Origin of the sequence: Chitinophaga sp. HK235, from assembly GCF_018255755.1 — a bacterium.
Classification (GTDB): Bacteria; Bacteroidota; Bacteroidia; order Chitinophagales; family Chitinophagaceae; genus Chitinophaga.
Window position 1 is genome coordinate 1,613,039 of record NZ_CP073766.1, and the last position, 14,367, is coordinate 1,627,405.

Sequence of the window (14,367 nt, forward strand, 5' to 3'; positions counted from 1 at the left end):
CAGCGGAAGGGGCAAGCGAGGGCCTGGCGCCCTTTTTGCCGACTGACGCCGGAGTGAGACCTTTTAACCCGCTTAGTTCTACGCTTCGATCCGGTAACTAAAATCCGCATAGATCTGCGACTCTGCTGATAGTAGTACTACGGCTGAAGAGTGCGACGCAAGGATGCCTAATAGAATTCGAATTGCTGGGTTCATAATAATATCACAAAAGGCGGCTGCAGCTAGAAACAAACAGGTACACGTCATTACATAGGGTGTCATGGATAACACTATGTAACCGCTTACTGCAGTAAAACTAAAATCCTCGAGTGCTTATAGAAAACCATTGATGTGTGGTTGAACGAATAGAATACAATATTTCGGGCTATTGGATTTATTTTACCTCTTGCCTTAGAAAAACCCTATCGGAAAGGCTCTGCATAACGAAAGATTTAACCTGGTCAATTACCTTAAATGTAGCCTTTCTAATTGTATCATAAGTATTTTCATCTATGCCATCTCTTTTTTCACCATGAGCAATTGCATTTCGATAACCAAGAAGTTTACTAATATCACTTTCAATTTCACTAAATGCGGTGTGATCAAGCCCTAACCTGAAAAGAATTTTCCTTAGTACTACTGGTTTAAGGTTTGATTCTGTATCAATTAATTTTTCCGGAATTTCCAGTGTTTTCTCATTGATGTCCCCCAAAGCTTCAAGAAATTCAATATCCCTTGCAGAACGGTGCAACTGTGTATCATCAGGTAGCTCCCGTTTAAAATGGTCTGACCTTCTATTTGGATTTCGGAGATCTTCGAATAGTTTTGCCAATCCAGAAGCTGCAATTGTGTGTGTTACATCTCTACATTTGAGTTTCTCCTTATTAATTGAAGTAGTATAGAGTAGAAAGGCAAATTTGCAAAAACCCTCAAAATGCGCATAAAGCATGAGTACAATAGCTCTTCTGAATTTATCTTTATCTTCAACAGAACTCAGATGCAGTAGTTGGTTAGTAAAAAAACGGATTTCATCCGATCTCCATTTATATTCCTCTTCAATTTCAGACCAGATTTCGTCTAAATTCATATAAACAGATTTTCTACCTTTTCTTCTACAAATCCGATTCGACTAATTAGTAACCCTTTGGAGTTTTTACCCCCACCAGTTGTCATGGCAATAAAATCTGCATCATGTTTGATGGCAATTAAAATATTTTTAAGGCTCTCCATTTGCGCATCGTCCTCTGGTTGCATTTGATTTATTCTCTTCTGTAATCCAATCGTAAAGGATTCAAAATGATAAATGCCGAATGCCTTTGTCAGTTCGCCTTCTCGTTTTTTATTCGCATAACCAAATGAAAACTCTCCAAGTGTTTTATAAAGGACAGTAAAGGTTTTCAAAAAATTGGTTTTCTCTTCATCGTAATTAAATGAGGTATCGTCCGGCTCTGAAATAGCCTCCATATAATCTGTTAAAAAATCGCCAACATCATGCTTAAACTCCTCCCTATTGTTTTTTAAAGCAAAGAATCTCAAAACTAATTCTTGATCGAAGGAGGCCATTTTTTGCTCATATGTTAGGTACTCAGTACATTGTTTGAAAATACCTTCTTGGCTCAACTCTTTAATAAAATCAATAAATTGCGGATTTAGAAGGCGTATTGTACAATTTCGGATTTGCTGTGGACTTAGAACTTCCCCACCAGTATTCAATCTTTTGAACATGTGATATTTAAAATGAGGGTCGCTTCCCTTTCTAACAACCTCCACTCGAACAAATGCTCTCTTTAGCCTAATTTGCAAAGCGGTGCCAAGATCATCAAACGTTTTTCCATTTAGCTCCTTTACGATATCGCAATCAGTTAACACCAACATATCACCCAGTTTAACTGGATTATCGAGATGGTCGGCCTCCAAATGTCCTCGTAAGTGCAAATAAGATGAAATGCGTTGTAGACCATCAATTAAAAGATACCTTCCGTCGTCTACCTCAACAACATAAATTGGCGGAACAGGCATTTCTAATAATAAAGATTCAATAAATCTTGACCGGGCACCTTCTGTCCACCGAAAAAGCCGTTGGAAGTCAGGCGTAATATCCAATTCATTATTCTTTCTCATATCAAGGATTTCATTAAATGAAAGATCCAGGCTTTGAGTATGAACGTTCTTTGATATAGTCTCAATAGACTGAATTAGACTAACTATCTGATCTGGTGTTTGAGCCATTTGTATGGTGATTTTTCTTTAAAATTAATACACTTTCAACCGCATCTTTTTGAGATCTATATTTCTTGTTATTGGGATTAATTCGATCCATATTTCGCGTTGATACAAAATCTACCTGATCAATTAGTGCCAATTGATTATTAAGAAACATTTCCGTAAAAACTTTTGGCAGATCATTATGAATATCTTTGTAGTAAGAATCTTGTACTACAACAGAACACACACCACCAGGTTTTAATACTCTACCAATTTCTTTTACTGATTTATAAATCGAGTCAAAATACTGCATGTGGTTTTTGTAATAATACGATGCACTTGCTTTCGATTTGTGATGTAAAACCTGCTCCAAAAATGCATTACATGTAATACCCCAATCGGATTCCAATTTAGGTAAATGCTTTGGAACCGTAGACGAGCCTATTAAGCTTTTTCGAATGTCTTTAAATTCATTTTCTGTAGAGTAACCCAAAAGTGTTAATTCTGGCAAAGTAGCTACAGCATAATCAATTCGTGTACAGTAAGGAGGTGAAGTGATAATATAATCAACAAATTCAGATTCCAGAGGTATTGCAGAAGATGAGGCGACACCTAAACGAGGCCGAACAAATAATTTATTTTCGCACTGCTTGTTCAATGTCAACATATTATTTACTTGCTCTCGAAATTCGCTAACAATCTTACTCTCGGCGGGATGCAAACGATGCGACTTATCCGGGACTTTGATCCATGTTGGATTGGAAGTATTGAAGCTTGCTACAAACTTGCGAATTGTTCTAAAGAGTGCAACATAAAAAAAAGCAGCAAGTGACGACAGATCATCAATCTCTCCCCGATCTTTTAAAAATGCATATTTTGAAGTATTTACAAGGAGTCGCTGAATAGCCATCTCTATACTTCTAATATAATATGCATTTTGGGGCAGGAACCAAACCGACAAGGGATCTTCTATTCCTTTATATTGCGATTTATAAGATTTGGCTTTTTTTAGTATATCGTGCGTTAATGGCAATAAACTACTATAGTCTGTAGAACTCAAATGTGTTGCTTTAGCAGCAACGACCATTACAGGATTAAGATCAAAGCCAATGCTTTTTATACCATGTCTGCTGGCTACATGGGTTGTTGTTCCACTGCCATTCCAAGGATCGAGAAGTATACATTCCGATTCATGATTTAGAGATTTTAGTATATCGTCAACAAAAACCGGGGAATAACCTGCATAATAAGGAAACCATGTTTCAAACTCTTCGGAAGAAGAATACCTTTTGGGATTAGAGACTTTTATCTTATTCGCAGTTTTTGAACTCCTAGCTTCCTTCAAATCCTGTATCATAAATATGTTTGGTACTCAATGAAGAGTATTTTATATAAATCGAAATTATGTGTATTACACAATATATGTAAAATATCAATAATTATTAAATAGAGCCTAATTGCACTTTATTAATTGATTAATAAATAGATATGAATATAATTATAGACTATTATTAATATTGATCTGCACTTTAACTGCAAATAAAGCATTTTTTTTAATCATTCTATTTTTCCCTGCAACCAGGATAACCTCAACTGGTGATTTGTAGTAACTCATAGGAAGTCTTCTGATCCCCTGTTTTAAATCTAGTTTTGTTGATCTGTAGGTGAATTTTACATAACTTATTCAAAAACTTTTTATCATATTCTATTACTTCCTCCTCTGATAGCTGCTGCGAAATGAATCCCGCGATATGAGCACCTGTTTCATCAGTTATTTCGAATCTTCCGGAATCAAGTAAAACCCCTCTTAAAACACCTTCCACTATCCTCTCGGTATTATCGTTAACAATTGAGGAAACACGAACATATCCTTCCTTTACCTTGGCCTCTGAAATTTCGATATGCTTGTCGCCTGATTCAATCTTCATGATGGAATTTTCATCAGACACTTCTTTGAATAATTTTTTTAGATTATTCAAACTGCGATTTGGAGTACGTTCTAAAATACTCTCAAACTGTGCGTCACTCTCTGCTGTTGCCTCAATTAGTGAAATTACCTGGTTGATAGATGTAGACACATCATTTTCATCAAACAAATCTTTGGCATCCAACTTACTTAATTCAAAACCAAAAGACCCGGTTGAAAGTGCTGTTAAATACAATTCGCTGTTCGCTCCTTTCTTTGCCTGTCCTCGTTTCGATACATTCCCAAAACGAACTAATGCTGTCTGAGTTTTAATAAGTTCCTGGACAGGCCCCACCGTCTTCCCTACAAAATTAGACTTAATCCCAATTGACCCTTTTACAGCATCCCCACTGAATAACATTCTAATCTTGGGTTCTTTTACATCAGCAGGAAATTCAGCCAGTTCTTTCTTCAAGCTATCAAGTTTTTCCTTTAAAGAAACGGACATGATAGGATGATCTCCAACTAGCTGGAGCAGCCTTTCAGTTTCGATGATCTGAGTTTTTATATTTTGTATTTTCCTATAGAAACTCATATTGCTAATGTATTAAGGAATGCCAATGCCTGTTGATCTTCGTTCGGTGTATTAAGCGGTAGTTTTAGTATACCCTTCCAAATACCATTCCTGTTATGGGTAAATAACTGAATCCAGTACCGTGTAGATTCAACAGTAATATCAGGTCTAAACCCATAGTCAACTGCATAATGATCCACTTTGTACTTCTGCTTTGATTCGTAGGCGGAACCAAATTCGGGAAACACTTGCAAAAGTTGATGTTGATTAGGCAAAGGAATACCTTTGAAAAAGGTGACCACGTCAACATCTTTAGGAGCACGGCCCTCCTGACTTTCGATGTCTTCAACAAAAGAACCGTCCAGCCATTGAAAACCATCTGAAACACCGAAACTATTTAACCTCAATCTAAAACTAACCAAACCCATTAAAATCTCCTTTCTTTCTGCAGAAGTAGCGAATCTATTACAAAGTTCGACAATTGTACAGTCATATGGTGACAGATCAGCCCTGCTTGTTGGATTTCCCAAATGAGGAGGTAAAACGCGGTTGTGGTCAAACGGAGGAATAGGACTCATTGCAAATTCATCTGGTTAGGAACAGTACTTCAATTGGAAGCTAACGAAATAAATATACATAATCCTTTTGTCAAATCCATCACGTATTGCATGACGATACCGATACATTTATTTAAATCACCATATCAGCAGTTTACCAAGCCGATCGCTTACCCCGTGTCTTTTAATGAAAAAACACCATTATTTTGCCTTAATTGTTCCTGATATGCTTCTTTGAATACTTCATCAGCATACCGGTACTCCGCATGAATAACAACTTCCACCCATTTCCGGCAGCCCGCCAGTGTACGTATCCGCTGATACGAAACATTGTGATCGTGCTGATAATTTTCTCTAATCCAGTTACGCAGGTGCAGGATACGCTGGTAGGTGACCTGATCGGGCTTCCAACGGGCTGCCAGCTCGATGGCGTCATCGATATACCAGTCATAGCTGTATGCAGTATAATCTTGTCCGCAGATTTTCATGTGCCGGATGCCGGCAACCTCAGTGCTGATGATGTCGATGAAAGATGGATACATGTTTTGTGGATTAAGGGTTATCGTCTTTTGTCGGTGGTGGCGGGGTCAAATGCGATCAGGTTAAACATGGCTCTCATCCTGCTGCGTAACCGGTTGCCGTAAGTATCCTCCAGCTCCTGGCTGTTGAGGTTTGTCGTAACATAGGTCAGCATCTTATGAGAAATCAGCAGGTCATACCGGGATAAAAGGATTTCGCCCATGACGTTGCAATTATTCCCCCAGTAGTTTACCGTTTGTTCCAGGCCCAGGTCATCAAAGCAATGTATCCTGGGCACGTTGGTGTATGGAAAAAAAGCGTTGCGGCTGTAACGACTGATAACATCGTAACCAATTTTGCTAAACTCGAAGCTGATCTCCCTGCAGGAAATCATGTGCGGCCGGTAGGACTCCGCGGACAAGGGCCGCATAAGGTTGATCAGGGAAGTTTTACCACATCCGATTTTTCCGGTAAGCAGGATACCTTTATGCAGGTCGATTCCTTCGGCAATGGCGACTGTCTGGTCCTGCAGGAAGTAAGCCAGCAATTTGACGACTACCGGCCGGTCTATGTCTTCGATGTGAAAAGCCGGTCCGTATACATCTTTCCCATGCTCCTCCAGCTGCTGCATTAGCAGATAGTAGTCATAGGGGGTCTGAATAGCTTTTGTCTTCATTGGTGTGGAGCCGTCCTGCTCCGGTTGGTGGTTTGGTATGTTTGTCATGATGTTCCGGTTTTGATGGGTGAATGTTTAGCATCCATTTGTGGGCAGCGGCCTGCCAGTCGGTGATTAGCGTTTTACCGCCCTGCCGCCAGCCGTTGGCCTGATAGTGATGAAAGAATTTGCCTGCTTCTGCTTCCGGGTAGCTGCAGGTGCTAAAGAATTCCTGCACCTCGGACAGCGAGGGAAGAATCCGCGCGGCGCCGGGTGCATTTTCCGCGCCGGGTGCATCCGGATCGTGTGGGAGGTTTTCAGTTTCATTTTTATTTTTTTTTGATGGGGGCGTGAGCCTGTTTTCTCCCTCCCGTTTATTATTGTTTATATGTTTATTAAAGTGGCCCACTTTTGGGCCTGTATGTGGCCCAGTTTTAGGCCACGTGTCAGGCCCATTATTGGGCCTCATGTGTGGCCCAGTTTTGAGCAGGTCATGTGGCTCACTTTTGGGCCACGTGGCATCGGTCTTTTCATCCTGGAACAGAAACAGCTGTTCCGGGTGCTGATCGGCAATAAAATCGGCTAATGGGATGATGGAAACGTAGCTGGTGGCGTAGGCTTGCCGCGCCTGTACGTAGATGATGTAGTGACAGTGGTCCAGATGCTTTAAGCAACGTACATAGGTACTCCGGGAGCCAATGCAGGAAAGACTCATGACTTCTTCGCGCAGGATGGGAAAAGGATTCTGGAAACGATGATAGTTCCAGACCTGAAACAATGCCAGGTAAAGGCTTACATGATTGGCCTGCAAGCGGGTTTCCTTCCGCACCTGTGCGAAGAAAGCATTTAAGTGTCTGATGTAGTTGGTATGAGCTGCTGGTGCCGGCATCAGGAACGCTTAACAGGTTTCTTGGTGCCTTCCATCAGTTTCAGGATGTCGTCGTACTCGTAGAAGATTAAGCCGCCGATTTTGGTAAAGGAGAGCGTACCATTGATACGCATGTTTTGAAGAGTACCGGGTGAGATGCCTAACAGGTCGCGGACTTCGTAGGATTTAAGCCATTTCCGGGGCTGGATGGCGGGAGCGTTTACAAGTTCCCGTAGTTCCCGGAACAGTTCTGTTTTGAAGATCGCCAGATCTTCACGGGTGAGGATTTCTGCTGCCATAAGGTTTGGGTTTGTTTGTTATGGCAGCAAAAGAATAGCTAATAGGGACGCAAGAATAGTTACAGGGGTTTTACAACCCCCTGTAACTTATTGATTACTAAAGGAAAGATTTTAGTATAATTATTTTAATAATATTTGAATCAGCGTGTAATGGAGGAATCAGAATTGTTGCAGGAAGCAGTCTATCATTAGGTAAAAGGCTACGTTTAGCCCTTTATGTGAGCGGTTGACTAACTGCATCAGGATCTCGCGGACGGATCGGGAAACAGCCGCATTATCGTTATAGAAACTATTTCGCAGGCTGTTGGGGGAAATACTATCCTGCTTTACGGAGGTGAAAAAGTAAGAGAAGAAGTCGAGGACTTCCGCCCTGTTTTTATTTACATAAATACCGTTATCCAACAGTAGTTTAAGAATATGGCCAATTTGCGGAACTGAAAAAATAGTTTGAACCTTAAAATCTTTCCAGCGGCTTAGTTCGTCCGGCAGGTGGGCGCCGCCTGATGTTGCGCTGATTTCTTTGTAGTAACCTATTTCATCCGCCAGCCATGATTGCATTTTGTTTTGAAGTGCTGGACGCATGGAGTTGAACACATACGCGGGTTTCAGGGTGGCCTGGCTGGTTTTCTTCTGGAGGTACATCAGCTGTTCCAGTTTCTCTCGGATGGTGGGATAGTCTTTGAGTTGCGCCGTTATCATGCTTACCCAGTATTCAAAGTAGTGAATGTTGTTAAAGTTGATAAACAATAACAGTTCGTGCAGCTTTTCGGGAAAATCTGCCTTGTCGCCGCTGGCGTCCAGCAATTGGAATAATCGTTTATTCATCTCCGTTAAATAGTGTAACTGCTGGTAACTGATCGGGGATGTGATATGGTTATTTTTGGTGAGTTCCAGAAATGGCATGAATACAACATGCTGTAACTGTTCATCAACACCGGAGGAAATAAAACCGTCTTTCAGTATCGCCACGTCTTTCTGAAACTTCGCCTGGGCTGTCAATAGGTAAGACGGCGGTACTTTACAGTCAATGTCCAGGTACTTCCCGAATTTCCGTTCGAGATATGCCAGCAGTTCGGCAAGGTTGAGATAGATGATTTTGTACAGATCTGTCCAGGTCTTTTTAGCTGTAGAAATGGAAGTATCCAGTAGGCTTTCTTCCGGCAGGTTGGCCGCAACCAGCTCCATCAAAATAACCAGGTGCTGCTGGCAATGCTGAATAAACCACCCTACCTGCTTCTTTTTACGCAGATCGTAGAGATACCTTCCGGTACGTTCGAGAATGTTGTTTTTTTCGTTAACAATGTCGTCAACGGCTTGTGTGAAAAATTGTTCGTCAGGGTGTTTGCGTTTGTACGATGCTTGTTGGAGGTCAACGTGAATAAATTTTTCAAAAAAGGATAATGGGTAATACTGTTGCATATTGGTGGTTTTAAAATGTGCGCAGTATAGTTTTGGTTGCGTAATGGTCTTTCATAAATCACATGATCGGGGCCGGGGTTGTGATACGCTCAGTATCAACAGGGGTTGCAATAAAATGTATCGGACGAAAAGAAGATGTTAACGAGTTGTTAATCAGATACTTATCAAAGCTGGCGGGCTTTCCAACCGACCAGCCTTGATAAGTTAAATCTACCTGCTTTAAAAACTAATCCAGTGGCAGGAAATTGGTTCTTTATCCAGTTCTTCAATTATCTCTTTGACTATTTCTTTTCTTATACTGATGATTTTTTCCTTTTCAGCATTGCTTAACAAAGAATTTCTTCTTCGATAGCCGGCAAAGCCAGGTGAACGCATTTTTCTATAGTATGTAGCCTCACTCCAGTTACATTCTTTACAAACCCGTATCCTAAACTTTTGCAGAAAGCTGCCCAGCTCTGTATGAATGCAAAACAAGATATTTTGTTGTATTTCGGTTTCCATAACAAACAATAATGTAGAGGTTAACAAATATTAATCAGTAAATAATCAGGGAATTAAGCCACTGCTACACTCAGCATAGAATCAGGCAATGAAAGGTTAAATCTGTTCTTTAACGCCCTCATGTCATCGCTTACCTTACTGGCTACAATCTTCGCATATATCTGTGTAGTGCGTATGGATTTATGCCCCAGCATGGCGCTCACGGTTTCCAGCGGTACGCCATTGGCCAGCGTAACGGTGGTGGCAAATGTATGCCGCGCGGTGTGAGTAGTAAGGTTCTTTTGAATGCCGCAGAGATCAGATATTTCTTTGAGGTATCCGTTAAAACGCTGATTGCTTTTGATGGGCAGCAGTACATTGTTGGCAACGCAATGCGGATGCTCGCGATACTTCCGCAGGATCTCTTTCGCTAACGGTAACAAAGGAACGTTTTCACGGCACCAGGTCTTTTCCCTGTTTTTCACAATCCAATCTTCGCCATCGAAGTATTTAGTGATACTGTCAGGAGTAAGCAGCTGCGCATCTTTATAGGCGTAGCCGGTAAGTGTCATAAATACGTAGGCGTCTTTGGCTTCCTGTAGGCGGGGAATAGAAAATTGTTTATGATACAGTGTACTGAGTTCTGCCACGGTGAGTATATCCCGCTCCGGGTTGATATAGGAACATACATAATCCTGCAAAGGGTTACACTGCAACCATTTCCGCTGGACCGCCAGTTTTAACAGCTGCTTGGTGTTCTTCAGGTATTTCATAGCGGTGTTATCCTGGATACCTTCTGTAAGGGTGAGATAATCGAAGAAATCTTCCGCGAAAGAAAACTCAATTCTTTCGAGTGGAATATCTTTCATTTTCAGGACGCCGGAAAGAAAGGCTGTGATCTTATCCTTTGTAGTGAGCCATTTTTTATAGGTGCTGTTTTCCCGCTTTCCCTTGTCCACCTTTTCTTTGAACTTCCCGTTATGAAAATCCACGACCTCCAACAGTGTCCGTTTTTCCTGATGAACACCCAGATAGGCGTTTTTAATCATAGTAGGGGTAACGGCTGATCCCTGCTTCTTCAACAGGTTGTAGTGCCGTAGCAATTCACCCCTGACGTGTTGCAGCTGGTTGTTAATCTCAATGGCCTCTGCTGACTTTCCCATAAAGATGCCGGCTTCTTTGTTGAATTTCGTGGGATCAACTTTGTAGCCCAGTGAAAAACCATCCCGGGGAAAACCCGTAACAGTAATACGGACGCAAATAGTTGCCTTGCCGCTAGGGTTCATGTTATCGTACCGGAGATGAAAGAGGATTGATAAATCTTGACTTACTTTCATAGTCAAATAAGTTTTAGGTTACCGATTTTTGGTTTTGTTTGGTTTGTTTTGTTTCGGTTTGCAAGTCCTAAAACCTTTTACTGGTAAGCATCTCCCAGAAAAAAGGATACAGTAAACTTAGTTTTTTTACTGTATCCTTTTTTGTATCCTTTCAGATTCGTTTGATATGATTTATCTTTTCATACCAAAAGCAGAAAAGCCGCATAAATCCTACGATTTAAGCGGCTTTAATTTCCTTTGATATTCTTGTTGTGATCCCGCTGGGACTCGAACCCAGGACCCATACATTAAAAGTGTATTGCTCTACCAACTGAGCTACGGAATCGTTAAACGGAGCGCAAAGATAGACATAATCTCTTCACTTCCAAATTTTTTATTGCCACGGGCAATAATATTTTTATGCCGCAGTAACTCAATCTTCTCCTTATGTCGCGCATTATTCCGATTTTCCGAATGTTTGACTATGCCAAAGCAATACAATTTTACGTTGACTGGCTCGAATTTGAAATTGTCTGGGAACACAAGCCGGAAGGCAATCCAGTGTATATGCGGATTGCCAAAGGTGATGTGGTGATGGATCTTTCCGAACATCATGGTGATGGCACTCCTGGCTCCAGGATCAGTATTACGGAGTTTAAAGGGCTGAAAACTTTTCATGCTGCCCTGATACAGAAAAACTATAAATACATGAAACCCGGACTGGAGCGCGCCGAATGGAACCCGGAAGTGTTGCTGATGACAGTCATTGATCCGTTCCAGAACACCATCATCTTTGAGGAGCCTTTATAGATCAGTATATCTCTTTACCAAAGGGAGCAAAGGTAAGGCTCATCAGCTTAAAATGCTGGCGGCCAAAAGGAATACCTATAACCGTAAGCGTTAGTAACACACCGAAGAAAAAGTGGCAGAGGGCTACCCATATACCGCCGGTGAAGACCCAGATAATATTAAACAGTGTGGCCAGGCATCCTGTGGGACCGGGTACATCTCTTATTTCACGGCCAAACGGCATCAGGGTAAACAGTCCTATTTTAAAACACTGTACACCGAAGGGAATACCGATAATCGTTACACAAAAAAGCAGTCCGGACACCATATACCCCAGGAAGGAAGCAAAGCCGCCGAATATCAGCCAGATAATATTTCCAAGTAAGTTCATACGCGTAATATTACAGAAAAACGAATACATTCCATAGCAGTCTGCTTTTTTTCTGCAGTAGATAATTAAAACTAAAACGCAGCCGCTGGAAACGGCTGCGTTACAATGACTATACGAAAAGATTATTGTTTGAGCAGATAAGGTGCTATTGCTTTACGCCAGATAGCATAGCCTTTAGGGTTCATATGCAGCATATCGTCTACAAACAGCTCCGGACGTGGTTTATGTTGTTTGTCCAGCATCAGCGAAAACACATCGATGAAGTGGGTATTGGCTTCTCCTGATAAAAACTGCCTGATCAGGCGGTTCCCTTCTTCTGCGGTTTGGATGTACTGTACGCGGGAGGGACTGGGTTTGATGGAAATATATTCAATCGGTACCTGGGGCAGTTTGGCCCGGATCATGCTGTACAGCTGTTTGAAGCGGTTAAGCAGACTGTCTGCTGTAGCGCCTTCCGGCAGATCATTTTCTCCTACATATATCACAATCTGCCGGGGATGATAATCGAAAATCAGTTCGTTGGCGTAAGTGATCACATCATTGGTGACAGCACCACCGAAACCTCTGTTCATCACTACATAGTTGCAGAAGGTACGCTCCAGGTCATTCCATTTACGGATAGACGAACTGCCGATAAACAGGATAGGCCTGGCCGGCGGTGTATACATTTCATCATACTTCTTGATGGCCCTGATATCCTCTTTGTATTTGACAGGGCTCTGGGCTTGCAGACTTTGTGCCGCCAGCAGACATAATAACGCAGAAAAAAAACACTTGATCATGGACACAAAATAAGGAAGAATTACGAATCAGGGAACCCTGCTCCGTAATTCTTCCATGCACAGGGAGCGCATTACTGTTTGGTAATCATTTTAGTGTATACCTTGCCGTTATAGGTCACCGTTACCACATAAGTGCCTGCCGGCAGGTTTTTAGTATCCAGACTGGTCCGGTGCTGCCCTGGTTGCAGGTTACTGTTGAGCACCATGGCCACCCGTTTCTGTTGGGTATCAAAAACCTCTATGGTAGTACGACCCGCCTCTTTAACATCCAGATCGATATAGGTAATCTGAGGGAAAGGATTAGGGAAGATGTTAAACGATACTTTTTCGGTAGAAGCTGCCTTTTCCGCTACCGGCGGCGTTTCCGACGTGGACAGCAACATAGGTGCACCACAGGTGGCACTGCCTTCTGCAATGCAGAAATCGGCAAACCGTACTGCTTCATCACGCATGCCCGTCACCAGTTTGCGGTAGATGCCCCATTTGGGCCGGCAGAAAGTAGTGCCGGTGCGCCACATATCAATGTTGTTGTTGCTGTAGGTCAATAGGGTGCTGCCATCACTTATTTTTTTGATGACCAGCTGATACGAACCGGTAGAGGTAAACGTGATTTTTTCTTCCACTTCTACCCAGGTGCCTTTGAAATTGGCAAGTGGAGCGCTGGCCTTTTCACCACCACCAGACAAACCAGTGCCTGGTGTATAAATAACCTGCAACTTCTGCGGGTTACCGGCACGGGGAGTCAGCGTGATCAGTGGTGCATCGGCATCATCCCCATCCCCTGCTTTTATCTGGTGCAGATGACAGAAACCGGTAGTGGGTATAAAGCCGGCATCTATTTTAAATTTCCAGCGATAGGTGACGGTTTCACCATAGGCAGCCTTTACATTGGCAGGAGAAGGCCCAAAGGTCTTGATCTCATTCCGTTGCCGGTCGGTATTCGGACCGCAACGATCGTTGTCCGGTGTGTTGTGAATAAAGAAGACAAACACATTTTTATTCAACTCATTGTCGAATTCCTCCGTAATATGACGACCAAAGGAAGGATGGGCGCAGTCAGGCACTTCGCTGGCCGTACCGCTGCCTAAAACGCTTTCTATCAGTTCATAGGTGTTGCCCGGGCCGTTGGCTGAAAGCACCACCTGGGCATGACTCTGGGAGAGGCATAATATGCCGGCTACAGACAAAAGGGCTGCCCTGCAGGACGTCAGCATACGCTCTCGCAGAAAGGGTTTGTTGGGAACAGGTTTCATGAGTGTTTATTGTTTTGAGGGTTGTAGATTCAGTATTTTGGTTGAAAAATGCAATCGATTGTTTAAGTTAACAATTTAGCGGGAAAACAACAAATGAATCTACTGTATTGTAAAAGATATTTTTTGTCGGCACGGACCGATTCGTTTGCGGCTCCCAGGATACGCAATTACCCGGCTAGGCTGTATCCATTTTCGTATATACCGGCCTGTACTATATTACCCAGCAAGGCTGTATCCCTTTCGTATATACCAGCTTATTCTATATTACCCTGCAAGGCTGTATCCTTTTCGTATATGCCTGCCTGTTCTATATCATCATTGCCGGCACGCCCCGGTATCCATGCAGCATGGCCATGAGACATGCCTGCCACAGCC

Annotated in this window: 16 protein-coding genes and 1 tRNA gene; 1 reads left to right on the forward strand and 16 read right to left on the reverse strand. The window is 42.3% G+C overall.

Features of this window, described 5'->3' with window-relative positions; all coding sequences use genetic code 11:
- Positions 1-373: 373 nt before the first annotated feature.
- The 13 genes from KD145_RS05055 to KD145_RS05115 all read right to left on the reverse strand — a co-directional run bounded on the left by KD145_RS05055 (position 374) and on the right by KD145_RS05115 (position 11,123).
- Entirely contained in the window at positions 374-1,066 is a 693-nt protein-coding gene (locus tag KD145_RS05055; RefSeq protein WP_212004822.1) for an MAE_28990/MAE_18760 family HEPN-like nuclease, read from the reverse strand.
- A complete protein-coding gene (locus KD145_RS05060; protein WP_212004823.1) occupies positions 1,063-2,208 on the reverse strand; it encodes a DUF262 domain-containing protein in 1,146 nt (381 codons plus the stop codon). Before KD145_RS05060 ends, KD145_RS05055 begins: the two co-directional genes overlap by 4 nt.
- Positions 2,180-3,541, reverse strand: coding sequence for a DNA methyltransferase (locus tag KD145_RS05065; RefSeq protein WP_212004824.1), 1,362 nt, complete (start codon positions 3,539-3,541; stop codon positions 2,180-2,182). The genes KD145_RS05060 and KD145_RS05065 overlap by 29 nt, the downstream gene beginning before the upstream one ends.
- Before the next feature lie 232 nt (positions 3,542-3,773).
- Positions 3,774-4,685, reverse strand: coding sequence for a hypothetical protein (locus KD145_RS05070; RefSeq protein WP_212004825.1), 912 nt, complete (start codon positions 4,683-4,685; stop codon positions 3,774-3,776).
- On the reverse strand, positions 4,682-5,242 hold the full coding sequence (locus KD145_RS05075; protein WP_212004826.1) for a hypothetical protein: 561 nt from the start codon (positions 5,240-5,242) through the stop codon (positions 4,682-4,684). Before KD145_RS05075 ends, KD145_RS05070 begins: the two co-directional genes overlap by 4 nt.
- A 149-nt stretch (positions 5,243-5,391) precedes the next feature.
- Complete coding sequence (locus KD145_RS05080; protein WP_212004827.1) at positions 5,392-5,763, reverse strand: hypothetical protein; 372 nt, start codon at positions 5,761-5,763, stop codon at positions 5,392-5,394.
- A gap of 17 nt (positions 5,764-5,780) precedes the next feature.
- Positions 5,781-6,464 (reverse strand): hypothetical protein, encoded by a 684-nt coding sequence (locus KD145_RS05085; RefSeq protein ID WP_212004828.1) that lies wholly within the window; start codon positions 6,462-6,464, stop codon positions 5,781-5,783.
- Complete coding sequence (locus KD145_RS05090) at positions 6,385-7,284, reverse strand: hypothetical protein (RefSeq protein ID WP_212004829.1); 900 nt, start codon at positions 7,282-7,284, stop codon at positions 6,385-6,387. The genes KD145_RS05085 and KD145_RS05090 overlap by 80 nt, the downstream gene beginning before the upstream one ends.
- On the reverse strand, positions 7,284-7,562 hold the full coding sequence (locus KD145_RS05095; protein WP_078668340.1) for a helix-turn-helix domain-containing protein: 279 nt from the start codon (positions 7,560-7,562) through the stop codon (positions 7,284-7,286). The genes KD145_RS05090 and KD145_RS05095 overlap by 1 nt, the downstream gene beginning before the upstream one ends.
- A gap of 159 nt (positions 7,563-7,721) precedes the next feature.
- Complete coding sequence (locus tag KD145_RS05100) at positions 7,722-8,981, reverse strand: hypothetical protein (RefSeq protein WP_212004830.1); 1,260 nt, start codon at positions 8,979-8,981, stop codon at positions 7,722-7,724.
- Between the two features lie 219 nt (positions 8,982-9,200).
- Positions 9,201-9,482 carry a hypothetical protein gene (locus KD145_RS05105; protein WP_078668338.1) on the reverse strand — a complete coding sequence of 94 codons (282 nt, stop codon included), beginning with the start codon at positions 9,480-9,482 and terminating at the stop codon, positions 9,201-9,203.
- Between the two features lie 53 nt (positions 9,483-9,535).
- Complete coding sequence (locus tag KD145_RS05110; RefSeq protein WP_212004831.1) at positions 9,536-10,798, reverse strand: site-specific integrase; 1,263 nt, start codon at positions 10,796-10,798, stop codon at positions 9,536-9,538.
- Between the two features lie 252 nt (positions 10,799-11,050).
- Positions 11,051-11,123: transfer RNA gene (locus KD145_RS05115), tRNA-Lys, on the reverse strand.
- 101 nt (positions 11,124-11,224) lie between these two features.
- On the opposite strand from KD145_RS05115, the gene KD145_RS05120 reads away from it, so the two are divergent.
- Positions 11,225-11,587 carry a glyoxalase superfamily protein gene (locus tag KD145_RS05120; protein WP_212004832.1) on the forward strand — a complete coding sequence of 121 codons (363 nt, stop codon included), beginning with the start codon at positions 11,225-11,227 and terminating at the stop codon, positions 11,585-11,587.
- Position 11,588: 1 nt separating this feature from the next.
- On the opposite strand, the gene KD145_RS05125 is transcribed toward KD145_RS05120, so the two are convergent.
- The 3 genes from KD145_RS05125 to KD145_RS05135 form a co-directional block, all read right to left on the reverse strand.
- Positions 11,589-11,957: a YccF domain-containing protein gene (locus KD145_RS05125; RefSeq protein WP_212004833.1), complete on the reverse strand. Its 369-nt coding sequence runs from the start codon at positions 11,955-11,957 to the stop codon at positions 11,589-11,591.
- Between the two features lie 122 nt (positions 11,958-12,079).
- Positions 12,080-12,739, reverse strand: a complete 660-nt coding sequence (locus KD145_RS05130; RefSeq protein ID WP_212004834.1) for a GDSL-type esterase/lipase family protein — start codon at positions 12,737-12,739, stop codon at positions 12,080-12,082.
- Positions 12,740-12,810: 71 nt separating this feature from the next.
- On the reverse strand, positions 12,811-13,992 hold the full coding sequence (locus KD145_RS05135) for a T9SS type A sorting domain-containing protein (protein WP_212004835.1): 1,182 nt from the start codon (positions 13,990-13,992) through the stop codon (positions 12,811-12,813).
- Positions 13,993-14,367 lie beyond the last annotated feature (375 nt).